This is a genomic window from Bacteroides celer, assembly GCF_002632415.2.
Lineage (GTDB): Bacteria > Bacteroidota > Bacteroidia > Bacteroidales > Bacteroidaceae > Bacteroides.
The window spans coordinates 2,986,520-3,010,363 of sequence record NZ_CP178209.1 but is presented as its reverse complement, the minus strand read 5'-3'; the positions used below and the strand labels follow the sequence as shown (position 1 = coordinate 3,010,363).

Annotated in this window: 16 protein-coding genes and 3 tRNA genes; 9 read left to right on the top strand and 10 right to left on the bottom strand. The window is 37.9% G+C overall.

Going from position 1 to position 23,844, the window contains the following annotated elements; genetic code table 11:
- Positions 1-138: 138 nt before the first annotated feature.
- Positions 139-588, bottom strand: coding sequence for a type I restriction enzyme HsdR N-terminal domain-containing protein (locus CJF29_RS12005; RefSeq protein WP_004295946.1), 450 nt, complete (start codon positions 586-588; stop codon positions 139-141).
- Between the two features lie 63 nt (positions 589-651).
- Here CJF29_RS12005 and CJF29_RS12000 point away from each other — a divergent pair, with 63 nt between their 5' ends.
- The 5 genes from CJF29_RS12000 to CJF29_RS11980 all read left to right on the top strand — a co-directional run bounded on the left by CJF29_RS12000 (position 652) and on the right by CJF29_RS11980 (position 5,907).
- Positions 652-1,428, top strand: coding sequence for an AMP nucleosidase (locus CJF29_RS12000; RefSeq protein ID WP_099146794.1), 777 nt, complete (start codon positions 652-654; stop codon positions 1,426-1,428).
- Positions 1,429-1,451: 23 nt separating this feature from the next.
- A complete protein-coding gene (gene holA, locus CJF29_RS11995) occupies positions 1,452-2,471 on the top strand; it encodes a DNA polymerase III subunit delta (protein ID WP_074558529.1) in 1,020 nt (339 codons plus the stop codon).
- A 1,213-nt stretch (positions 2,472-3,684) separates the two neighbouring features.
- The gene (locus tag CJF29_RS11990) at positions 3,685-4,155 is read left to right on the top strand and encodes a helix-turn-helix domain-containing protein (RefSeq protein WP_074558527.1); all 471 of its coding nucleotides are present in this window, start codon (positions 3,685-3,687) and stop codon (positions 4,153-4,155) included.
- A gap of 76 nt (positions 4,156-4,231) precedes the next feature.
- The gene (locus CJF29_RS11985) at positions 4,232-5,008 is read left to right on the top strand and encodes a dihydroorotate dehydrogenase electron transfer subunit (RefSeq protein WP_004295951.1); all 777 of its coding nucleotides are present in this window, start codon (positions 4,232-4,234) and stop codon (positions 5,006-5,008) included.
- Complete coding sequence (locus tag CJF29_RS11980) at positions 4,996-5,907, top strand: dihydroorotate dehydrogenase (protein WP_004318239.1); 912 nt, start codon at positions 4,996-4,998, stop codon at positions 5,905-5,907. Before CJF29_RS11985 ends, CJF29_RS11980 begins: the two co-directional genes overlap by 13 nt.
- Positions 5,908-6,123: 216 nt before the next feature.
- On the opposite strand, the gene trmD is transcribed toward CJF29_RS11980, so the two are convergent.
- Positions 6,124-6,801 (bottom strand): tRNA (guanosine(37)-N1)-methyltransferase TrmD, encoded by a 678-nt coding sequence (gene trmD, locus CJF29_RS11975; RefSeq protein ID WP_004295953.1) that lies wholly within the window; start codon positions 6,799-6,801, stop codon positions 6,124-6,126.
- Positions 6,802-6,876: 75 nt separating this feature from the next.
- Here trmD and ligA point away from each other — a divergent pair, with 75 nt between their 5' ends.
- Both ligA and dapA read left to right on the top strand, forming a co-directional pair.
- A complete protein-coding gene (gene ligA, locus CJF29_RS11970; protein WP_074637784.1) occupies positions 6,877-8,877 on the top strand; it encodes an NAD-dependent DNA ligase LigA in 2,001 nt (666 codons plus the stop codon).
- 59 nt (positions 8,878-8,936) lie between these two features.
- The gene (gene dapA / locus CJF29_RS11965) at positions 8,937-9,830 is read left to right on the top strand and encodes a 4-hydroxy-tetrahydrodipicolinate synthase (protein WP_004303039.1); all 894 of its coding nucleotides are present in this window, start codon (positions 8,937-8,939) and stop codon (positions 9,828-9,830) included.
- Between the two features lie 525 nt (positions 9,831-10,355).
- Here dapA and CJF29_RS11960 read toward each other — a convergent pair.
- The 6 genes from CJF29_RS11960 to CJF29_RS11935 form a co-directional block, all read right to left on the bottom strand.
- Positions 10,356-10,429, bottom strand: a tRNA-Arg gene (locus tag CJF29_RS11960).
- A gap of 29 nt (positions 10,430-10,458) precedes the next feature.
- Positions 10,459-10,532: transfer RNA gene (locus CJF29_RS11955), tRNA-Arg, on the bottom strand.
- Positions 10,533-10,552: 20 nt separating this feature from the next.
- Positions 10,553-10,626, bottom strand: a tRNA-Arg gene (locus tag CJF29_RS11950).
- A 79-nt stretch (positions 10,627-10,705) separates the two neighbouring features.
- Positions 10,706-13,003 (bottom strand): patatin-like phospholipase family protein, encoded by a 2,298-nt coding sequence (locus CJF29_RS11945; RefSeq protein ID WP_004295962.1) that lies wholly within the window; start codon positions 13,001-13,003, stop codon positions 10,706-10,708.
- 171 nt (positions 13,004-13,174) lie between these two features.
- Positions 13,175-15,220, bottom strand: coding sequence for a molecular chaperone HtpG (htpG, locus tag CJF29_RS11940; protein ID WP_004306065.1), 2,046 nt, complete (start codon positions 15,218-15,220; stop codon positions 13,175-13,177).
- A gap of 134 nt (positions 15,221-15,354) precedes the next feature.
- The gene (locus tag CJF29_RS11935; RefSeq protein ID WP_099146793.1) at positions 15,355-17,883 is read right to left on the bottom strand and encodes an ATP-dependent Clp protease ATP-binding subunit; all 2,529 of its coding nucleotides are present in this window, start codon (positions 17,881-17,883) and stop codon (positions 15,355-15,357) included.
- A gap of 357 nt (positions 17,884-18,240) precedes the next feature.
- Here CJF29_RS11935 and gyrA point away from each other — a divergent pair, with 357 nt between their 5' ends.
- Entirely contained in the window at positions 18,241-20,814 is a 2,574-nt protein-coding gene (gyrA, locus tag CJF29_RS11930; protein ID WP_099146792.1) for a DNA gyrase subunit A, read from the top strand.
- 32 nt (positions 20,815-20,846) lie between these two features.
- Positions 20,847-22,061, top strand: coding sequence for a tetratricopeptide repeat protein (locus tag CJF29_RS11925; RefSeq protein WP_074559631.1), 1,215 nt, complete (start codon positions 20,847-20,849; stop codon positions 22,059-22,061).
- Between the two features lie 244 nt (positions 22,062-22,305).
- Here the strand turns inward: CJF29_RS11925 and CJF29_RS11920 are convergent, their stop codons facing one another.
- Entirely contained in the window at positions 22,306-23,427 is a 1,122-nt protein-coding gene (locus tag CJF29_RS11920) for a universal stress protein (RefSeq protein WP_074559633.1), read from the bottom strand.
- A gap of 77 nt (positions 23,428-23,504) precedes the next feature.
- Positions 23,505-23,795 carry a hypothetical protein gene (locus CJF29_RS11915; protein ID WP_004295969.1) on the bottom strand — a complete coding sequence of 97 codons (291 nt, stop codon included), beginning with the start codon at positions 23,793-23,795 and terminating at the stop codon, positions 23,505-23,507.
- Between the last annotated feature and the right edge of the window lie 49 nt (positions 23,796-23,844).

The window sequence follows — 23,844 nt, the reverse complement described above, 5'->3', positions numbered from 1 at the left end:
AGTTGATATAGTGACGCTATCTGTTTGGGATGGTGTCACCATAGTAAGCAAATAGCGTCACTATCTTGAATGGATAGTGACGCTATTTTATTCTTGCAGGTAAGTACGTTTTTTTGTGGCAAATGAAGCGGAACATTTTTATAAAGATTTGTAATCAGGAATATCCTGAAGGAACGTATAACTCTGATTCTCATAATCCATCCGGCAACAATAATGTTGCATTCCGTTGCTGACAATCAGATAATCTACTTTCAATACCATATTATACCGGGTGATCTGATCGAAAACAGCCTGTGTGATTTCGATATGGGGTGCTTTATATTCCACAATCATCCGGGCTGATAAATCCCTCCGATAAAGTACGGTGTCGCATCGTTTGGTAGTACCGTTCAACTTTACCATTACTTCATTGGCCAGGAGGGCAGTCGGATATCCTTTGTGTGCAATAAGAAAGTGAACAAAGTGTTGCCGTACCCATTCTTCAGGGGTAAGGGCGACATATCGTTTACGAATTACGTCGAAAATTACATTTTTTCCGTTTCGTACGTTTATTTTAGTGTCGAATACTGGTAGGTTTAACGATAACATTTATTATTTTTGTAAGTTAAATAATGGTTCCCATTATTGGGAGCACAAATTTAATAGATAATTATGAAAACAAAAGAAGAAATCGTAGCTAATTGGCTGCCCCGTTACACAAAACGTAACCTGGAGGATTTTGGAGAGTATATTCTGTTGACTAACTTCAACAAGTACGTCGAGATTTTCGCAAATCAGTTTAATGTTCCCATCTTAGGAAGGGATGCAAATATGATTTCTGCTTCTGCCGAAGGCATCACTATGATTAACTTTGGTATGGGAAGCCCCAACGCTGCTATCATCATGGACTTGCTGGGAGCTATTCAACCCAAAGCTTGTTTGTTTTTGGGAAAATGTGGTGGCATCGACAAGAAAAATCAGCTTGGCGACTTGATTCTCCCCATTGCAGCTATCCGTGGAGAGGGAACTTCTAACGATTATTTTCCTCCCGAAGTTCCTGCATTACCTGCATTTATGTTGCAGCGTGCCGTTTCTTCATCCATCCGTGACAAAGGTCGTGACTATTGGACCGGTACCGTATATACCACCAACCGCCGTATCTGGGAACATGATGATACATTCAAAGAATATCTGAAAAAGACCCGGGCTATGGCAGTTGATATGGAAACTGCAACTTTGTTCAGTTGTGGCTTTGCCAATCATATTCCTACCGGCGCATTATTATTAGTGTCCGATCAGCCAATGACTCCCGACGGAGTAAAAACAGATAGAAGTGATAATTTGGTTACTAGAAATTATGTGGAAGAGCATGTTGAAATTGGTATTGCTTCTTTGCGTATGATTATTGATGAAAAGAAAACTGTTAAACACTTGAAATTTGACTGGTAATCCGGTCTTTCTGAAAATTATATATGGCAAAACAAGAACTGACCTGTGATGACATCCTCAAGGAATTGAGAGCAAAGCAGTATCGCCCTATCTATTACCTGATGGGAGAAGAGTCGTATTATATCGACTTGATTGCAGATTACATAACGGATAATGTGTTGAGTGAGACGGAAAAAGAATTCAACCTGACTGTTGTGTATGGGGCTGATGTGGATGTGGCAACGATTATAAATGCTGCAAAGCGTTATCCCATGATGTCGGAACACCAAGTAGTAGTAGTAAAGGAAGCGCAGGCGGTACGTAATATGGAAGAGTTGTCGTATTATCTTCAAAAGCCTTTGCTTTCCACCATTTTAGTGATATGCCATAAGCATGGAACGTTGGATCGTAGAAAGAAGCTGGCTGCCGAGGTGGACAAAGTTGGTGTGCTGTTTGAATCTAAAAAAATAAAGGATGCACAACTCCCCGGTTTTATAGCTTCATATATGAAACGGAAAGGAGTTGATATGGAACCTAAAGCAACTGCTATGCTTGCTGATTTTGTAGGTTCAGATTTGAGTCGTCTGACCGGAGAGCTTGAAAAGTTGATTATCACTTTACCTGCCGGACAAAAACGCGTAACTCCTGAACAGATAGAAAAAAACATAGGCATAAGCAAAGATTATAATAACTTTGAATTGCGCAGTGCTTTAGTGGAAAAGGATATATTGAAAGCAAATAAGATAATAAAATATTTTGAGGAAAATCCGAAAACTAATCCGATCCAAATGACGCTGTCTTTATTATTCAGCTTTTACTCCAACCTAATGTTGGCTTATTATGCACCGGATAAATCAGAGCAAGGGATTGCAAATATGCTAGGGTTAAGAACTCCTTGGCAGGCTCGGGATTATATGGTAGCAATGCGAAAATATAGCGGAGTAAAGACCATGCAAATTGTTGGAGAAATACGATATGCTGATGCAAAATCCAAAGGAGTCCAAAATAGTTCTATGACAGATGGAGATATTCTTCGTGAATTAGTGTTCAAAATTTTGCATTAAGTAGGATTAAGAATTACCTATATAATCAGACATATACTTTTACCGTAGATAGAAACGGGAAGTATATGTCTTTTTTTTGGTATTCCCGCAATTACTTCCATTATAAAAAAGACTTTCACAATACCAGTGATTATTTTACAAATAGATTTACTCCTTTTATAGTTTTATAGATTTACCCATTTAACGAACTACACAAAGTCTATTTTTAGAATTTTGTATTGATCTACCTTCAAGGAAACTTTTTCTTTTAAATAGGAGCTTTAATTTTTAAACGAGAAAAATTTACTTATTCTTGAGTTTATCAAAAAAGCATTTTGGATTTTAAAGGTATCGTTTTATAGTGAGAATGGAGATTTTTTCTTTTCTCTAAAATCATCCATTAGTGTCATTTTGATAATCCAGGAGTATATTTGATTACTATAAGCCTATTTTTTCTAGTTTAATAGAAAAATAGAATATGAATTATAGTGGTAAGTCTTTGTCTTTCATTTATTTATGCTAAAAATGAACCTCCTAGAATTGAAAAAAAATAAATAAGTGGAGATCGGTACGGAAATATTGCAAGGATTTTCTTTTTAGAGAAGATTGTAAAGGATGATTAGAAAAAAATAGCAATATACATTGGTAAAGTATGAGTGGCTCCCTTCCTTTTATTGCTTTTGCAACTATCAATATTTACTTTTGTGCATATATGTAATTACAAATGTGTAATATATTTATGTGAATATACTCCAAATGTAATCAATGGTTAGTGTTTACAATAATATATTTGTGTATTTACAAAAATAACACCTGATATACAAATGTAGTTGTTGGGGCATTAACAAATGCTTTTATATCTATTATCTTATTGTAAGCCAGCATTATATAGTTTATTATGTCAATTTGTACTATAAAAGTCTTCTCTATGTGGTATGTATATTTGTGAATACTCCTATTTGAGGTTTATTTATATTATATATATATCTGTATATCTGTATTTTGCATTTTATAGTTAAACTGAAACTATATATTTATAATAGCTCGTTTTATTCTATATACAAGCGTAATATTCGATTTGTATAATACTCTATACTTTTGTAATATTGATATTTTTATATTTGTAATTTGCTTTTGTGAATCTAAATATTTACCTTTGTATAATCAATGAGATCGTGCGTATTTTTGTGAAATAGATACATAACACATACAATTGTAATATAAAGAAGGTAGTATGGAAATAAAAGACAGAATCAGAATGATAATGGAAAGAGAAAAAGTTCCTCCTAGAGTTTTTGCTGAAACAATTGGAGTGCAACAATCTACTCTCTCTCATATTTTAAACGATCGGAATAAACCCAGCTTAGAGGTCGTTATGAAGGTTCATCAAAAGTATGACTATGTAAATCTTGAATGGTTGCTTTATGGTAAAGGCGAAATGATGGTGTCTGAAGAAGGAACTTCCTTTTCTTCTTCTAACCACGATTACCTGCCTTCTTTATTCGACGAGAATCCCGTAAATCCGTCCAAAGAGCCGACTCTTCCGGAAAATCGCAAGGAAATGCCGTTAAGAAACGCCGAAAATGCCCCCAAAGAGATTGTAAAACAAGAGATTAGGTATATAGAAAAGCCTGCCAGGAAAATCACGGAAATAAGAATATTTTTCGATGATAACACCTATGAGACGTTTCGACCTGAAAAATGAAGAGTAAAATCGGTGGTTTGAGCAATTTCCTGTATCTTTGCATCCGGAATACGAATTTATACTTTTATATCCATACATGAAGAAATTTATTTTAGATCTGACAGTGACTGAGAATATCAGATTGAATGCAAACTATGTATTGCTAAAATTGACCTCTCAGTCATTACTGCCCGAAATGTTACCTGGGCAGTTTGCCGAACTCCGGGTGGACGGTTCGCCTACTACATTTTTACGACGTCCCATTTCTATTAACTTTGTAGATAAACAGCGAAATGAGGTATGGTTTCTGATCCAGCTGGTTGGTGATGGAACAAGACGTTTGGCAGAGGTTAATCCCGGTGAAACAATAAATGTAGTGCTTCCGTTGGGAAATGCATATACAATGCCTCTGGAGGCTTCTGATAAGCTCTTATTAGTTGGTGGAGGTGTCGGAACAGCCCCTATGCTTTATTTAGGTGAGCAGTTGGCTAAAAAAGGCCATAAACCTACGTTCCTGTTAGGTGCTCGTAGCGACAAAGATCTGTTGCAGCTGGAAGAGTTTGCCAAATATGGAGAGGTATATACTACTACGGAAGATGGTAGCCATGGAGAAAAAGGATATGTTACCCAACATTCTATATTAAATAAGGTACGATTTGAGCAGATTTACACTTGTGGTCCCAAACCGATGATGGTGGCTGTGGCAAAATATGCCAAAAGTAATCAGATAGAATGTGAAGTATCTTTGGAAAATACAATGGCTTGTGGTATCGGAGCATGCTTATGTTGTGTGGAAAATACGACAGAAGGTCATTTGTGTGTATGTAAAGAAGGTCCTGTTTTTAATATAAATAAACTACTATGGCAGATTTAAGTGTAAACATTGGTGAATTACAAATGAAAAACCCGGTGATGACAGCATCTGGTACATTTGGATATGGTGAAGAGTTCTCCGACTTCATTGATATAGCGCGAATAGGTGGTATTATTGTAAAAGGAACTACTCTTCACAAACGTGAAGGAAACCCTTATCCGCGTATGGCAGAGACTCCTTCTGGGATGTTAAACGCTGTAGGACTGCAAAATAAGGGTGTTGATTACTTTGTGGAGCATATATATCCCCGTATAAAAGACATCCAAACGAATATGATTGTAAACGTTTCGGGATCTGCCATCGAAGATTATGTAAAAACAGCTGAAATCATTAATGAACTTGACAAAATTCCTGCTATAGAGCTAAACATCTCTTGCCCTAATGTAAAGCAAGGTGGTATGGCTTTTGGTGTGTCAGCAAAAGGGGCGTCAGAAGTAGTAAAAGCAGTGCGTTCAGCTTACAAAAAGACACTTATCGTAAAACTCTCCCCGAACGTTACGGACATCACTGAAATAGCTCGTGCAGCAGAAGAAAGTGGTGCGGATAGCGTGTCATTAATCAATACATTGCTGGGTATGGCGATTGATGCGGAACGTAAACGCCCTATTTTGTCAACTATAACAGGCGGAATGTCGGGAGCAGCCGTAAAACCTATCGCATTACGTATGGTATGGCAAGTTGCCAAGGTGGTAAATATTCCTGTCATTGGATTGGGAGGTATTATGGACTGGAAAGATGCTGTTGAATTCATGCTTGCAGGTGCGACGGCCATCCAAATTGGTACGGCAAATTTCATAGATCCTGCTGTGACTATTAAAGTGGAAGATGGTATAAATAATTACCTGGAAAGACACGGATGTAAGTCTGTAAAGGAAATAATTGGTGCGCTTGAGGTATAATTGAAAACATACAATAACCCTTCGCATTAAGTCTGCAAGAAAAATGCTATTTCTCTTTTAAATAAAGAAAGTATAAACAGGCAGGTAGTGGCAGATGAAAAAGAAGTTCGTGTTTAGAGGAATTGTCTACGGACAGAATCTTTAGATTGAAGATAAAATAAAAACGACGGTGAGGATTTACGTAATCTTCACCGTCGTTTTTATTTACACTTTATTTTACTCCCCTAATAGGTCGGGACGAAGTTTTCTGGTGCGTTCCAGGGACTGTTGCAGTTCCCATTCTTTGATCTTTGCTTCATGCCCGGATAATAGAATATCGGGAACTTTCCAGCCTTTATAATCAGCAGGTCGTGTATATACAGGTGCTGCCAGCAAATTATCCTGGAAAGAATCGGAAAGTGCGGATTGTTCATCGGAGATGACTCCGGGAATGATACGTACGATAGCATCTGCCATCACTGCTGCCGCTAGTTCTCCTCCTGTTAATACATAATCGCCGATACTGATTTCTTTAGTAATCAGATGTTCGCGAATACGGTAATCGATGCCTTTAAAGTGTCCGCAAAGAATAATGAGATTCTGTGCCAGAGAGAGAGTGTTGGCCATCGGTTGGTTGAATTGTTCTCCGTCAGGGGTCGTGAAGATAACTTCATCGTAGTCACGTTCTGCCTTTAGAGCATTGATGCAGCGTTCGATAGGTTCTATTTTCATCACCATTCCGGCAAATCCTCCAAAAGGATAATCATCGACACGACGATATTTATCTTCGGTGTAATCACGTAAATTGTGAATGTGTATTTCTGCAAGTCCTTTATCTTGAGCTCGTTTCATGATAGAACAATTGAAGAAACCTTCAATCATTTCGGGTAAAACTGTTATAATATCAATGCGCATAATCTTTTAATTTTTCGCAAAAGTACAAATATTCAAAGATAAACATGTATTTTTGCCTTAAACAATCGAAGAAATATGGATATAAAAGAAAAAATAGAGGAATTGCGTGCCGAACTTCATCGGCATAATTATAATTATTATGTGTTGAATGCTCCTGAAATCTCGGATAAAGAGTTTGACGATAAGATGCGTGAACTTCAGGATCTGGAACAAGCACATCCGGAATATAAAGATGAAAATTCACCCACTATGCGCGTGGGGAGCGACTTGAACAAGAATTTTACGCAAGTGGCTCATAAATATCCTATGCTGTCATTGGCAAATACATATTCGGAAGCGGAAGTGACGGACTTCTACGATCGTGTCCGTAAAGCGCTAAATGAGGATTTCGAGATTTGTTGTGAAATGAAATATGACGGTACTTCTATTTCGTTGACCTATGAAAATGGGAAGTTGGTTCGTGCCGTCACCCGTGGAGATGGAGAAAAAGGCGATGATGTGACGGATAATGTGAAAACAATCCGTTCTATCCCGCTTGTATTACATGGTGATAATTATCCCGCTTCTTTTGAGATACGTGGGGAAATTCTTATGCCATGGGAAGTGTTTGAAGAGTTGAATCGGGAAAAAGAGGCACGTGAAGAACCGCTTTTTGCCAATCCAAGAAATGCGGCGTCCGGTACATTGAAGTTGCAAAATTCTTCTATTGTAGCTTCTCGCAAGCTGGATGCTTATTTATATTATTTATTGGGAGATAATCTGCCTTGTGACGGACATTATGAAAATCTTCAGGAAGCGGCAAAATGGGGCTTTAAAATCTCTGATTTGACGCGTAAGTGCCAGACATTGGAGGAGGTCTTTGAATTTATCAACTATTGGGATGTAGAACGTAAAAATCTACCGGTTGCCACTGATGGGATTGTTTTGAAGGTGAACAGTTTGAGACAACAGAAAAATTTGGGTTTTACGGCTAAGTCTCCTCGATGGGCTATTGCCTATAAATTCCAGGCAGAACGTGCATTGACCCGATTGAATAAGGTGACCTATCAGGTAGGAAGAACCGGAGCAGTCACTCCGGTAGCTAATCTGGACCCTGTACAGCTTTCGGGAACTGTCGTAAAACGTGCATCCTTACATAATGCGGATATCATCGAAGGACTTGATTTGCATATCGGAGACATGGTTTATGTGGAAAAAGGTGGTGAAATTATTCCTAAGATTACGGGGGTAGATAAAGATGCACGTAGTTTTATGCTTGGGGAGAAGGTTCGATTCATCGTCAATTGTCCTGAATGTGGTAGTAAATTAGTCAGGTATGAAGGGGAAGCCGCTCATTATTGCCCTAATGAAACAGCGTGTCCTCCTCAAATCAAAGGCAAAATCGAGCATTTTATTAGTCGAAAGGCTATGAATATTGATGGATTGGGACCGGAAACTGTGGATATGTTCTATCGTTTGGGATTAATTAAAAATACGGCCGACTTATATAAACTCACAGCTGATGATATCAAAGGTTTGGATCGTATGGGAGAAAAATCGGCGGAGAACATTATAACGGGGATTGCACAAAGCAAAACCGTTCCTTTCGAACGTGTTATTTTTGCTTTGGGAATTCGTTTTGTTGGTGAGACTGTGGCCAAAAAGATAGCAAAATCGTTTGAGAATATAGATGATCTGCAACAGGCAGATCTTGAAAAATTGGTAAGTATCGATGAAATCGGAGAAAAAATAGCCCAGAGTATACTTGCATATTTTGCGAATGAGTCTAATCGTGAGTTAGTTGCCAAGCTAAAAGAGGCCGGACTGCAGCTTTATCGCACCGAGGAAGATTTAAAAGGATATACGGATAAGTTAGCGGGACAGTCTATCGTTATCAGCGGTGTGTTTGTCCATCATTCACGTGACGAATATAAAGAGCTTATCGAGAAAAATGGAGGGAAAAATGTAGGAAGCATTTCTGCGAAAACAAGTTTTATACTGGCTGGGGACAATATGGGACCTGCAAAGCTTGAAAAAGCAAAAAAACTTGGAATAACCATATTAAGCGAAGACGAATTTCTGAAACTTATATCGTAAGATAAGAAAAATATTCGTACTTTTGTGGCTAAATAAATTAGAGATTATAATTAAAACTCATGATACAGACTAAATTGAAAGGAATGGGGGTAGCACTGATTACTCCTTTCAAAGAGGATGAGAGCGTTGACTATGACGCGTTGATGCGTATGGTGGACTATCTATTACAGAATAATGCGGATTTCTTGTGTGTGCTGGGGACTACAGCTGAAACACCGACTCTGACCGAGGAAGAAAAGAAAACTATAAAAAAGATGGTAATTGACCGCGTTAACGGAAGAATTCCTATTCTGTTGGGTGTAGGTGGTAATAATACTCGTGCTATTGTAGAAACATTGAAAAACGATGATTTCACAGGAGTTGATGCTATATTGTCTGTTGTGCCGTATTATAACAAACCTTCTCAAGAAGGTATTTATCAGCATTATAAAGCGATTGCGGAAGCTACGGAGCTTCCCATCGTATTGTATAATGTTCCGGGACGTACGGGGGTAAATATGACTGCTGAAACTACTTTGCGGATTGCCCGTGATTTTAAGAATGTAGTTGCTATTAAAGAAGCATCCGGCAATATTACGCAAATGGATGATATTATTAAAAATAAACCGGAAAATTTCAATGTAATCTCCGGAGATGATGGTATAACCTTTCCGCTTATTACATTGGGAGCCGTTGGTGTGATTTCAGTAATCGGTAATGCTTTTCCTCGTGAATTTAGCCGTATGACGCGCCTGGCGCTTCAAGGAGACTTTGCCAATGCATTAACCATTCACCATCGATTCACGGAATTATTCAATTTATTGTTTGTTGATGGAAATCCGGCAGGAGTAAAATCAATGTTGAATGCCATGGGTATGATCGAGAATAAACTTCGGTTGCCACTGGTTCCTACTCGTATTACCACATTTGAGGCAATACGCAAGGTTTTGAATGAGTTGAATATTAAATGCTAATGCTTCTTCAGCGAGGAATTCATAATAAACATCTAAGTGTTTAAAATAAATATCCCAATGATTGAATTCAATCATTGGGATATTTATTTTAAATCAGCCTATGATTTATTTTAAAACGGCCGCTGTCTATTGTGAAAGAGGTATATTTCTTATTAATTACGTTTTTTGATACAGGTTTTTCACCTTTCTAAAGCATAGCTTTAGGGAACGGAAAGCTACGCTTTAGCCTATCTAAAGCATAGCTATTTGAGGGCTTGATAAGAATTCTAATAGCCATTGACATATTTCATTTCCAAACAAGGTAAAAAGGCTGTGTAAGAGTTGCCCTTCACCCGTAAACGACTTATTTGTAGGGAGCCCGGAAGAAAGGTGAAGGTGAAGAGGGTATTGAAAACAAGGGATATGAGGGGATGTATTGCTTGTTTATAATGGCTGACTTTTGAATCTTTTAGTTTAGTTATAGCTAATTTCTTCGATGAAATGGGGGAAAATAAAAATCCTCCGCATCAAATGCAGAGGATTTCGTGATCGCGACAGGATTCAAACCTGTAACCGGCTGATCCGTAGTCAGCTACTCTATTCAGTTGAGCTACGCGACCTCAAATAATATAACTTGTAAATTTTTCAGTGACCGCGACAGGATTCAAACCTGTAACCGGCTGATCCGTAGTCAGCTACTCTATTCAGTTGAGCTACGCGGCCATTCTGTTAATTCAAAAAAGTGATCGCGACAGGATTCAAACCTGTAACCGGCTGATCCGTAGTCAGCTACTCTATTCAGTTGAGCTACGCGACCGTTATTTTGTTTTAACGGGTGCAAAGATACGGACTTTTCCCGAATTAGCAAGCTTTTCACCGACTTTTTTTGTAGAAAATTATTCTATGAACCGATAATTGAATAGTTGTAAACCTATACTTAGTCCGACATTCCACTCCCTTTTCGGTGAGCTATAATGATTTACATATGCAGAGATATCTCCAAAAGGCAATTGACATACAACAGAAATTTCTCCTAAATATTCAAACTTGGAGAAAGCTTTTCCGTAATATGCTTTATTCAACGAGTTTTTTTCGATTGGATAAATAGGCATAAAACCATAAAATTCTCCCCGAAGATGGAACATCTGGCTTAAACGGTAAATAGGCCGAATGCCGGCTCCGACAAATTGATTGGCACGAAAGGCTTCGTTGTAAGTCAATTTGCTATGTAATGTAGGAGAAAACTCTCCAGCTTGCATCATTGTGGCCGTATAGTTCTCGGAGAAGTTTTTGGAGGCATACAGGGCTTTCAAATACCATCCTAAAACCCAATGTTCACTCATATTATGATATTTCTCTTTCATATAAGATAATTGCAGCCAGGAGTGATGATCTTTGTTGTTACTGGTCGTACTTCCTTCGCCCGGATAGAATCGTTCTTTTCCAACGAAAATCTGGGCTACAAGGGCTTCTCTGTATCCACGTGTAGGATATTGTTTGGAATTAAGAGTACTTCCATTAAAACTAATTGATCCACCAAATAAATCATAGCGGCTTTTATCAAATTTGTCATTTCCGAAGTCAATGACACTTTTTTGAAAATATTTATCCTCTATTCTTGCAATTCCTACTCCAAACTCTGCTCGCTTGCTCGAAAGGAAAGGTAATCCAACCTGTAATTTCAAGAAACGTTCGTCTTTCTGGTTAAAGGCCGGTTTGTTATTTCGCGAAAAAAGTTTGTCCTTCTTAAAATAGTCGAAAGTACTGATCGAACCTATAAGACGATACGAGGTAGGAATGGCAGTGGCAAAGTCTATTTTTGCCATAAATTGCACGTTGTTATATACCTTTCCAAGTTGCCCGTCAAGAATAAACTCTTTGGCATAGTAGTTTAAGTCCTGATAACTAAGTCCCAGGTAGATCTGATTCGAATTGGAGGTGGATATGTTACCTCCCAGCCGTACAGCAAAGTTGTTTTCCAGTTTGACTTTTAAATGCAGATCATAGGTGTCATCTTCCGGATTATAAATTGCATGCGGTATGATTTCTGAAATCATTTTATCTGATAGCAATCGAAAATAACCTTGCTTTAAATCTTCATAGGTGAATTCTTTGTTATCCGACTTATGAAATTCTTTCTTCATATATGCCTGTTGTTGTGGATTAGCTCCATCAATGATGATATTTTTAAAACGTAGTTCCGGGAAATTACTACGGTATACCATTCTCCTTAAACGAATATTGTCCAGATTCACACGCCGATGGATACGGCTTTTGATAGAATCCATCATGCTGATGGTTCGATTATATCCTATATCATGTAATTCGTCGATGCGTTGAAAATCCATCAGATTGACGTTGTCATATTTGAACGTCATTAAAATCCCCATAGAGTCCGGAATAGAATAGTCGGTTTTCTGCATCACCATATTCTCAATTTGACTCATGAGGTCATTTTCCTTGGGTTTAGTGGGATTGGTGGATACAACGCTTCCTATAATGACATCCGGATGAAAATCATCTCTCATGACGTCCGTGGGAAAGTTATTATAGATACCTCCATCGTAGGCCAGTACATTGTCTATTTCAATGGGTTTAAACATGAAAGGGAAGCTCATGGAAGCTCTGACGGCATCTCCTAAATCTCCTTCCTTCATGACTAACTGTTTTTTATTGTACACATCGGACGCAATGCAACGGAAAGGAACAAAAAGTTTATCAAAATCTCCCTTACAAGCGGCCGTAGCACGTGCATATAGGTCAACAAACACGAGATTCATTTGAATCGGGTTGACAACACTGGTAGGCAGGAATTGAGGTTTTAAACTCTTCAGTGAATCTTTGAATGAAAAACGAATATTGAAAAATTCGGGAGTGGGAAGATTCTTTTTGAAATGATATACGTATTTCTCTTCCACTTCTCCGGAATACCATCGTTTAAAGTCCTCCGATTTGAGTAGTTCTACCATGTCATCAGGAGAGTATCCCATGGCATACAAGGAGCCGATAATGGCTCCCATGGAAGTACCAGCAATGTAGTCAATAGGGATGTTGTTTTCTTCCAATGCGCGAATGATGCCGATGTGCGTCATTCCTTTGGCGCCACCACCGCTTAATACAAGTCCTACTTTTTGGGCATGGATAGCCGGGATAATCAGCCATAAAGTAATGAACACTAAAAAAATCTTTCTCATAACCCAAATCAAACAATTGAATTTTTTGTCTATTAAGTGTTCAAATATATACAATACTTTTCAATTAATCGATATTTTGCCGATCGTTTTAAATTGAAAAAGAGCATTACAACGTGTATTTAACGTTGAATGCTCTTTCTTGAAGTATGTGTAATGTTTAAAGGGGCGATATTAAATCAGCTCAATGCTACGTTTTACGAAGTTATTCAAAGCTTCACCTCTTAACATATTGTTTTGAAGTAAGGCCAGATCGATAAGCTGGCGGATAACTTTGTTATTGCTTGCATAGCCGATAAAGATAGCTTCCTTCTTGCTTTTCAGATCATCCCACTTCTTGTCGAGATCGTTTAATTCATCTTTTTCAGCTGTTGGGATGTCTTCTTCCTTTTTATCCTTCTGTTTGTCTTTCAACTCATTACGTTGTTTGTTGACGTTATCCATTTCGGAGAGTATCGGAGCTACTTCTGCTTGACAGGCATTCTCTTCTTCATTCAATACTTGTTTTATCAACTTGTGGTCTGAATTCAGGATCAGATTGAACATGTCAGGCATTTCGCCGTAGAAGCTCATTCCGGCTTGAATATTTGCCATTTCTTTCATACGACGCATATATTCGCTTTGAGTAATCATGACCGGAGCCGAATTTTCTCCCAACGCTTGCGTCATCACATTGAATTCAACCTTATCCATTTTAGGCAATTGGCTCTTGAAGGCTGTTGTGATTGCATCTTGTTTGTTGGCTTCCAGAGTTTCACCTTTCTTGTCTTCTTTTACAATCAGATTGTCAACAACATCACTGTCTACACGGGTGAAACGGGATTTCTCAAGCTTTTGCTCCAACATACTTACCATAGCTACATCTAACTGGCCATCCATGAGCAAGACATTATAGCCTTTATTGGTTGCAGCCTCAATATAGCTGTATTGTTCGTCCTTGTTATTTGCATACAGATAGATTAGATTTCCATCTTTGTCTGTCTGGTTATCTTTAATAAGGGTCTGATATTCCTCGAATGTGTAATGTTTGTCATTTGTATCGGTGAAAAGGGCGAATTTTTGCGCTTTATCATAGAAATCCTCTTGTGTGAGCATTCCATAATTGATAAATATTTTCAAGTCGTTCCACTTTTCTTCAAACTGCTTACGATCATTCTTGAATATAGACTGTAAACGGTCGGAAACTTTCTTGGTGATATAAGTTGAAATCTTCTTCACGTTTGAGTCGCTTTGCAAGTATGAACGGGAAACGTTCAACGGAATATCCGGAGAATCTATTACTCCATGTAACAAAGTCAGAAAGTCTGGTACAATGCCTTCAACAGAGTCTGTTACATATACTTGATTGCAATATAACTGAATCTTGTTCTTATTTAATTCTATATTGCTCTTTACCTTCGGGAAGTAGAGAATACCAGTCAGATGGAATGGATAATCCACATTCAGGTGAATCCAGAAGAGTGGTTCATCAGACATCGGATATAGCTTGCTATAGAATGATTTGTAATCTTCATCCGAAAGTTCGCTAGGTTTGCGTGTCCACAAAGGAGTGGTATCATTGATTATATTATCTTCAGCCGTTTCTACCTGTTTGCCGTCTTTCCATTCTTTCTTTTTTCCAAATGCAATAGGAACAGGAAGGAAGCTGCAATATTTCTTCAGAAGTTCGGAGATACGTGCTTCTTCGAGGAATTCTTTGCAGTCGTCATCAATGTATAAGATGATATCTGATCCACGGTCGGCTTTTTCTATTTCTTCAATAGTGAATTCAGGGCTGCCATCACAAGTCCATTTTACGGCTTTTGCATCGTCTCTGTATGATTTAGTGATAATCTCCACTTTCTTTGCAACCATAAAGGCAGAGTAGAAGCCAAGTCCGAAATGTCCGATAATGGCATTTGCATCGTTCTTATACTTCTCCAGGAAGTCATTAGCTCCAGAGAAAGCTATTTGATTGATGTACTTCTCTATTTCTTCTGCAGTCAAACCGATACCACGGTCAGAAATGGTAATAGTATCTTTGCCTAATTCAACGTGAACAGTTAAGTCACCCAGTTCACCTTTGAATTCGCCAATAGAAGCAAGCGTATTCAGCTTCTGAGTGGCATCTACCGCATTGGATACTAACTCGCGCAGAAAAATTTCATGGTCACTGTACAAAAACTTTTTAATGATAGGGAAAATGTTTTCTGTTGTAACCCCAATATTACCTTTTTGCATAATACGTATATTTTTTTAGTTTATCTATTGATTAATTTTAATTGATATTTGTCCATACAGAGACAAAAAAAATGCCAGACCCGAAGGTCTGACATTATGGCATATTAAATTATTTTCTTATTCAGGAAATAACTCTATTCCGGAGAAACAACTTTCATCTCCAATTCGCCTTTTTCTTCATTAAGGGTTACTTGAATAGTATCTCCCTCTTTTAAAGACGAGGAAATGATGAGCTCGGATAAACCATCCTCCAGATAGGTTTGAATTGCGCGCTTCAAAGGACGGGCGCCATATTGTATGTCATATCCCTTGCTAGCGATGAATTCTTTCGCCTTATCTTCAATAACAAGCTTGTAACCAATAGATTCTATTCTATCGTACAATCCTTTTAGCTCTATGTCTATAATCTTTGTTATCGCTTCCAGAGAAAGTTGATCAAACGTGATAATCTCATCTACACGATTGATGAATTCAGGCGCGAATGATTTATTTAGAGCTTTTTGTATAACACTTCGCGAGAATTCTTTATCATCCAGGCGGCTTTGTGTCGCAAAACCAACACCACGTCCAAATTCTTTCAGTTGGCGGGTTCCGATATTGGAAGTCATGATAATAACGGTATTTTTGAAATCTACCATTCTGCCATAACTGTCAGTCAGACGACCCTCATCCATTACCTGAAGCAGGATATTGAATACATCCGGATGTGCTTTTTCTATTTCATCAAGCAATACAATAGAGTATGGTTTACGGCGCACTTTTTCTGTCAGCTGGCCTCCTTCTTCATATCCTACGTATCCCGGAGGTGCCCCAACCAAGCGTGAAACAGTGAACTTTTCCATATATTCACTCATATCGATACGAATCAGTGCATCGGCAGAACCGAACATATACTTGGCCAACTCTTTTGCTAGGTGAGTTTTACCAACTCCTGTCGGACCTAAGAACATAAACGTGCCAATGGGCTTATTAGGATCTTTGAGTCCTACACGGCTTCGCAAAATGGCTTTGACCAACTTTTCTATCGCCGTGTCTTGTGCGATGACTTTAGCTTGCAAATCTTCTTTCATACCTGCTAACTTGATGCCTTCAGCCTGTGCCATTCGTTGTACTGGAATGCCTGACATCATTGAGATAACATTGGCAATTTCTTCTGCATCAACAGTTTGCCTGTTTTCTTTTAGATTGGCTTCCCATTCTTTTTTCATCTCATCCAATTGGATAGAAAGCTCTTTTTCCTTATCGCGGAAGCTAGCTGCAAGTTCAAAATTCTGCGATTTTACAGCTTCATTTTTCTTATTTTTAGCTTCTTCGATCAGTTTTTCCTGTTCTTCTATCTCTTTGGGTACATTGACATTAGTAAGATGTACACGTGAGCCGGCTTCATCTAAAGCATCAATGGCTTTATCAGGGAAATTACGATCTGTGATATAGCGGTCTGTCAGCTTGACACATGCTTCCAATGCTTCATCCGTATAATACACATTGTGATGATCTTCATACTTATCCTTGATATTACGCAAAATCTGCAGAGTTTCGGCAGCAGTAGTCGGTTCTACGATTACTTTCTGGAAACGGCGTTCCAAAGCGCCATCTTTCTCAATATTCTTACGATATTCATCAAGAGTGGTGGCACCGATACATTGTATTTCTCCTCTTGCCAATGCTGGTTTTAACATATTGGCAGCATCCATAGAACCTGCTGCAGAGCCTGCACCAACAATCGTGTGAATTTCATCAATGAATAATATAACATTCGGATTCTTCTGCAATTCATTGAGAATGGAACGGATACGTTCTTCAAATTGTCCACGATACTTTGTTCCCGCTACAACAGCAGTCATGTCAAGAGCAACGACTCGTTTATCAAACAGGATACGTGAAACCTTTTTCTGAATGATTCTCAATGCAAGGCCTTCAACAATCGCTGATTTTCCTACACCGGGTTCACCAATCAGAATCGGGTTATTCTTTTTGCGCCGACTTAAGATCTGCGCTAAACGTTCGATTTCTCTTTCTCTGCCCACGACAGGATCCAACCGCCCTTCTTCTGCCGCTTTTGTCATGTCAGTACCAAAATTGTCAAGTACCGGCATATCATTAGACGGCTTCTTGGAAGCGGTTTGCGCCTGTTGGCGTTCATCCGAACCACCTCTGCCGGAACGAGGAGAAGACATTTCTTCGTCATCCTCATCGTCTTCCGAAAAGCCCATACCGGAATTGATATCCGGCTGCAATGTAGCTTGCTCCAGTACTTTCACATAGTTTATATCGTTTGCTTCAAGTACGGAAGCCGCCATATTGTTTTTTTCTCTTAAAATAGCCAATAATACATGTTCTGTATCAGCGATGTTACTTTTCATTCCACGAGCTTCTAAAATACACATTTTTAATATTTTTGCCGCATCATTAGATAACGGTACCTCTGCATCAGGCAATAACATATCATCAGCTTCTGCCTTCAGCTGAGCTTCAATCTGTTGCTTTATAGCAGCCAGATTGGTGTTGAGTTTAGACAATATCTCGATAGCTTTTCCTTCACCGTCACGGAGTATTCCCAGAAGCAGGTGTTCGGGACCTATATACCTACTTCTCAACCGATTCGCTTCTTCCTTACTATAGACGATAATGTCGGAAACTCTTTGTGAGAATTGATTATTCATACTTTTTTCCTCTTCTTCTAAGGGTTATTCACTGGCAAATATACGCATTTAATCAAGTTTGTATTGCAATATTTGCTTTATTTCTTATATCTACAAATGGCGTGCCATAAAAACAGTGTATTTGTATTATATATATAAGGTATAACAAATAACAGGCTCTTTTTTGCCGATGTTATTTATCTTTCCATATTATATTTATCGTTTTTATCTTTTTATTTTCGTATTTTAAAGTTTAGTGGGTTATCGTCCCGGTCATGATAAAACTTTCTTTCTAAAAACTTTCGTATATCGGGGAAAAGTAGTACTTTAGCGTGGTTTTTCACAAACCGTAGAATGTATAATTAATAATCATTTTAAATGCTTGAACAAGACAGAATTATAAAGATTAACATCGAGGAGGAAATGAAGTCATCGTACATTGACTACTCCATGTCGGTCATCGTTTCGCGTGCCCTTCCGGATGTTAGAGATGGATTTAAGCCTGTTCACCGTAGAATTTTATACGGAATGATGGAATTAGGCAATACTTCAGACAAACCTTATAAAAAGTCAGCGAGAATCGTGGGTGAGGTACTTGGTAAGTATCATCCTCATGGGGATTCTTCTGTCTATTTTGCAATGGTACGTATGGCGCAGGAATGGGCAATGCGTTATCCTTTGGTAGATGGACAGGGGAACTTTGGTTCTGTGGATGGTGATAGCCCTGCTGCTATGCGTTATACAGAAGCTCGTCTTAATAAGTTGGGTGAAGCAATGATGGATGACCTGTATAAGGAAACCGTTGATTTTGAACCTAACTTTGATAATACACTGGTGGAACCTAAGGTGATGCCGACGCGTATCCCGAACCTTCTGGTGAACGGAGCATCCGGTATTGCTGTTGGTATGGCTACCAATATGCCTCCTCATAATCTTTCGGAAGTGATTGAAGCATGTGATGCATATATTGATAATCCGGAAATTACGGTAGAGGAACTGATGGAATTTGTCAAAGCACCGGATTTCCCTACTGGCGGATATATATATGGTGTGAGTGGGGTACGCGAAGCATATTTGACAGGTCGCGGACGTGTAATTATGCGTGCGAAAGCTGAAATTGAAAGCGGACAAACACATGACAAGATCGTAATAACAGAGATTCCTTATAATGTAAATAAGGCCGAACTGATTAAATATATTGCTGATCTTGTAAATGATAAGAAGATAGAAGGTATCTCAAATGCCAACGATGAGTCTGACCGTGATGGTATGCGTATTGTTATTGACATAAAACGTGATGCAAATGCAAGTGTAGTGTTGAATAAACTCTATAAAATGACAGCTTTGCAGACCTCTTTTGGCGTTAACAATGTGGCTTTGGTTCATGGACGTCCAAAAACGTTGAATCTAAGAGATTTAATTAAATATTTCATTGAGCATAGACACGAAGTTGTTATTCGTCGTACTCAGTTCGATCTTCGTAAGGCGAAAGAGCGTGCGCACATTCTTGAAGGTCTGATCATTGCTTCGGATAATATTGATGAAGTAATTCGTATCATTCGTGCTGCAAAAACTCCGAATGATGCTATAACAGGCTTGATTGAGCGATTTAACCTAACAGAAATTCAGGCTCGCGCAATTGTAGAAATGCGTTTGCGTCAGTTAACTGGTCTGATGCAGGATCAACTTCATGCAGAATACGAAGAAATAATGAAGCAAATAGCTTATTTGGAAAGTATTCTGGCTGATGAGGAAGTATGCCGTCAGGTAATGAAAGAGGAATTGTTAGAAGTTAAAGCGAAATATGGAGATGTACGTCGTTCTGAAATTGTTTATTCTTCAGAGGAATTTAATCCGGAAGACTTCTATGCAGATGATCAGATGATTATTACAATTTCTCATATGGGGTATATTAAACGTACACCATTGACCGAATTCCGTGCACAAAATCGTGGTGGAGTAGGTTCGAAAGGAACGGAAACCCGTGATGAAGACTTTGTTGAGCATATTTATCCTGCTACTATGCACAATACCATGATGTTCTTTACACAAAAGGGTAAGTGTTATTGGTTGAAAGTATATGAAATACCTGAAGGAACGAAGAATTCTAAGGGCCGTGCTATTCAGAACTTGTTGAATATTGATTCAGATGATAATGTAACTGCATACTTGCGTGTGAAGAGTTTAGAGGATTCAGAGTTCATCAATAGTCACTATGTATTATTCTGTACTAAGAAAGGTGTAATAAAGAAGACATTGCTTGAACAGTATTCTCGTCCCCGTCAGAATGGTGTAAATGCTATAACTATCCGTGAAGATGATAGCGTAATTGAAGTTCGTATGACGAATGGAAATAATGAAATCATCATTGCAAACCGCAATGGACGTGCAATTCGTTTCCATGAGGCAGCAGTTCGTGTAATGGGACGTACAGCAACAGGTGTACGTGGTATTACGTTGGATAATGATGGTCAGGATGAAGTAATAGGAATGATTTGTATTAAAGATTTGGAGACAGAATCTGTAATGGTAGTTTCTGAACAAGGATATGGTAAACGTTCTGAAATTGAGGACTATCGTAAAACGAACCGTGGAGGTAAGGGTGTGAAGACTATGAATATTACCGAAAAGACAGGTAAGTTGGTAACAATCAAATCAGTAACCGATGAAAATGACTTGATGATTATCAATAAGTCTGGTATCACTATTCGTTTGAAGGTAGCGGATGTTCGTATAATGGGCCGTGCTACTCAAGGCGTTCGTCTGATAAATCTTGAAAAACGTAACGACCAGATTGGTTCAGTATGTAAGGTTATGACAGAAAGTCTTGAAGATGAAATTCCGGCAGAAGAGGCAGAGGGTACAATCGTGAGTGATCCGAATGCTGATGCTCCTGATATTGATGTAGCGGACGTAAATGAAAACGAAAGCAATAACGAAATTGAGGAATAGACATAATATTAATAATTAATCAAACAACAATCATGAAAAGAGTATTATTTTCGATGGTTTTATTGATGGCTGTTAGCTTCTCATTCGCACAAATGAAGAATGTAAAGGAAGCAAAGAGCATGGCTAATGACGTAAAACCTAATTTTAAGCAGGCTGAACAGCTTATTAAGGAAGCTATGAAGAATCCTGAAACGAAGGATCTTGCTGACACATGGGACGTTGCTGGATTTATTCAGAGACGTATCAATGAGGAGCAAATGAAAAATGCTTTTTTGAAAAAGCCGTATGATACATTGAAAGTATACAATAGTATTTTGAAAATGTATGAGTACTATAATAAGTGTGATGAATTAGCGGAAATACCTAATGAAAAGGGAAAAGTTAAAAACAAATATCGGAAGGCTAATGCTTCCAGTATGTTGGCTGAACGTCCAAATTTGATTAATGGTGGTATTCAGTATTTCAATCTGGACAAGAATAAAGAAGCTTTGAAGTTTTTTGCAACCTATGTGGAGTCAGCTTCTTATCCGATGTTAGCTGATAAAGAATTGGCTAAAAATGATACTCTTATTCCGCAAATTGCTTATTACGCAACATTAGCTGCTGATAGAGTGGGTGATAAAGATGCAATTATCAAATATGCTCCTATGGCTTTATCTGATAAAGATGGTGGCAAATTTGCAATGCAGTTGATGGCTGATGCTTACAAGGCTAAAGGGGATACTGCTGCATGGATTAAGTCTTTGGAAGAGGGCATCCTTAAGTTCCCTGGAAATGATTATTTCTTCGCTAATTTGGTTGATTATTATAATAGTTCTAATCAAGCTTCTAAAGCTATGGAGTTTGCTGATAGAATGTTAGCTAATGATCCTAATAACAAGTTGTATTTGTATGTAAAAGCATATCTTTATCATAATATGAAAGAATATGATAATGCAATCGAATACTACAAAAAAGCTATTGCTGCTGATCCGGAATATGCAGAAGCATACTCTAATGTAGGTTTGGTATATTTGATGAAAGCACAGGATTATGCTGATAAAGCAACAACGGACATCAATGATCCTAAGTATGCTGAAGCACAGGCTGTGGTTAAGAAATTCTACGAAGAAGCTAAACCATTCTATGAAAAAGCCAGAGCTTTAAAACCCGATCAACAAGATTTATGGTTGCAAGGTCTTTACAGAGTTTACTATAACTTGAATATGGGACCTGAATTCGAAGAAATCGATAAGATGATGAAGTAAGATCGTTTTCTGAAAAAATATAAGAAGGCTACTAGAAATAGTAGTCTTCTTTTTTATTCATATAATTTAAAGTAGTAATTGAAAAATCTTATATTTGATATGGACTTGAGTGGAACAAGTAATTTTCTTCATTTAAATAAAAATAGAAAAAGGAGTAAGGTCATTATATTACTCCTTTTTCTATTAAACATAATATATATTATTCCCTAATCTTGGATGCTCATTTTTTGCCTGATTTGATCAGCTAGCTGTTAATAACAAGCAATGGTGTATCTGAATGAAAAATCATCTTTCTGGCAATACTTGGATTAAATAATCGAGCAAATATATTCCTTTTGTAAGAAGTCAAAGTGATTATATCTATATGATTATCTTTGATATACTGATCAAGTCCTTTTAATAAATTATCATTCATCACTACGTCATAATGAATTTCAAGCCCCGGATATTGCTTGTGAAAATATTCTTTTATACCTGCTAGTTTTATTTCATTCCAGGTATCTTTAGAATCTGTAAGGTGTATCAAAGATACAGAAAAATGGAATGATTTCCAAGTATTAAAGAATGCCTCGAAAGCAATTAGATCTCTTTGATCAAAATTGGTAATAAAGGCAATCCGTTTTACTTCACTAAACTGTTTAAATGGTGTATTTTCCGGAATAGCCAATACAGGCGTGCGACTTCTGTCAATAACTTCAGCGGTTACACTACCAATTAAATCAATGTCTTTCTGATTTTTGCCTCGGGTACCCATAATGATAACCATAGGACGCTGTTCTTTAGCATATCTTAAGATTTCCTCCTCTGGAATACCTTCACGTAAGATGCAGCTATATTTAACGTTGGGAAATTCGCCTGATGCAACTTTTTCTTTTATCTTCTCTGATAAAGCATTGAGATCAGAATGGACTTTTTGGATAATCGTTTTTACAGATTCTTCATCTCCAATCTGGTAATTGAAAACATCCCCATAAGGCAACGACGATGCATAAATAGGCGTGAAATAGACATGCAACAGGATGACTTCTGCATTTTCTGTTTTTGCCAGATTGAATGCAAATTCACATGCTTTCATCGAATAATTAGAGAAGTCGACGGGAATTAAAATCTTATTTGATTTATCTTTTACTTTGGGCTCCTTCTCTCCCACTATACTTTCAGACAGCCATGTAGAACTTTCTGTTATTTTCAAAGCACGTGGCAGATCGCTTTCTTTAATTCGTAAACGCACTCCCGATGAAACAACCGGTTGTATTTGATTAACGTTATGAATGTAGGTTTCTATACCTTCATTTTCCAAGACATTCTTTAAGATCTGCGCTTTGGTGTATGTCAGAATGGCCAGGGTTACTAATTTGTCTTCCATAAATGTACATTTTATAAGGTGAAAACAAATAAGAAATCCCAATTGTTTGATTCAATTGGGATTCAGTTTGTTATATTTTAAACTTGCACAGATTCGGTAGCCTGTTCTTTTTGCATACTCATATTCAATTCATCTAGGATTTTTAAAGCCCGATCAAGAACGGTCGTGTCATCCAACATTACAAGCCCACCATCTGGACCGGGCTCGAGATGTATTCCGACGCTTTTTCCCTCCTTGAAATTGTGTCCTCCGAAGAAGTTTCGCACTGTATCTACATGTAAACCAAGTTCGTCTGCTATTCTATGCATGCTACCGCTAGGCAATGAATCTTTAATTTTACGAAGTTCATTAAACGTTATTGTTCTCATGTCTCATAAATTTAATGGTTAATACTATGTGATTTTTTTATTACGCTAT

Coding starts and splice junctions, on each gene's coding strand:
- CJF29_RS12005 (WP_004295946.1), bottom strand. CDS start 588: ATGTTATCGTTAAACCTACCAGTATTCGACACTAAAATAAACGTACGA.
- CJF29_RS12000 (WP_099146794.1), top strand. CDS start 652: ATGAAAACAAAAGAAGAAATCGTAGCTAATTGGCTGCCCCGTTACACA.
- holA (WP_074558529.1), top strand. CDS start 1,452: ATGGCAAAACAAGAACTGACCTGTGATGACATCCTCAAGGAATTGAGA.
- CJF29_RS11990 (WP_074558527.1), top strand. CDS start 3,685: ATGGAAATAAAAGACAGAATCAGAATGATAATGGAAAGAGAAAAAGTT.
- CJF29_RS11985 (WP_004295951.1), top strand. CDS start 4,232: ATGAAGAAATTTATTTTAGATCTGACAGTGACTGAGAATATCAGATTG.
- CJF29_RS11980 (WP_004318239.1), top strand. CDS start 4,996: ATGGCAGATTTAAGTGTAAACATTGGTGAATTACAAATGAAAAACCCG.
- trmD (WP_004295953.1), bottom strand. CDS start 6,801: ATGCGCATTGATATTATAACAGTTTTACCCGAAATGATTGAAGGTTTC.
- ligA (WP_074637784.1), top strand. CDS start 6,877: ATGGATATAAAAGAAAAAATAGAGGAATTGCGTGCCGAACTTCATCGG.
- dapA (WP_004303039.1), top strand. CDS start 8,937: ATGATACAGACTAAATTGAAAGGAATGGGGGTAGCACTGATTACTCCT.
- CJF29_RS11945 (WP_004295962.1), bottom strand. CDS start 13,003: ATGAGAAAGATTTTTTTAGTGTTCATTACTTTATGGCTGATTATCCCG.
- htpG (WP_004306065.1), bottom strand. CDS start 15,220: ATGCAAAAAGGTAATATTGGGGTTACAACAGAAAACATTTTCCCTATC.
- CJF29_RS11935 (WP_099146793.1), bottom strand. CDS start 17,883: ATGAATAATCAATTCTCACAAAGAGTTTCCGACATTATCGTCTATAGT.
- gyrA (WP_099146792.1), top strand. CDS start 18,241: ATGCTTGAACAAGACAGAATTATAAAGATTAACATCGAGGAGGAAATG.
- CJF29_RS11925 (WP_074559631.1), top strand. CDS start 20,847: ATGAAAAGAGTATTATTTTCGATGGTTTTATTGATGGCTGTTAGCTTC.
- CJF29_RS11920 (WP_074559633.1), bottom strand. CDS start 23,427: ATGGAAGACAAATTAGTAACCCTGGCCATTCTGACATACACCAAAGCG.
- CJF29_RS11915 (WP_004295969.1), bottom strand. CDS start 23,795: ATGAGAACAATAACGTTTAATGAACTTCGTAAAATTAAAGATTCATTG.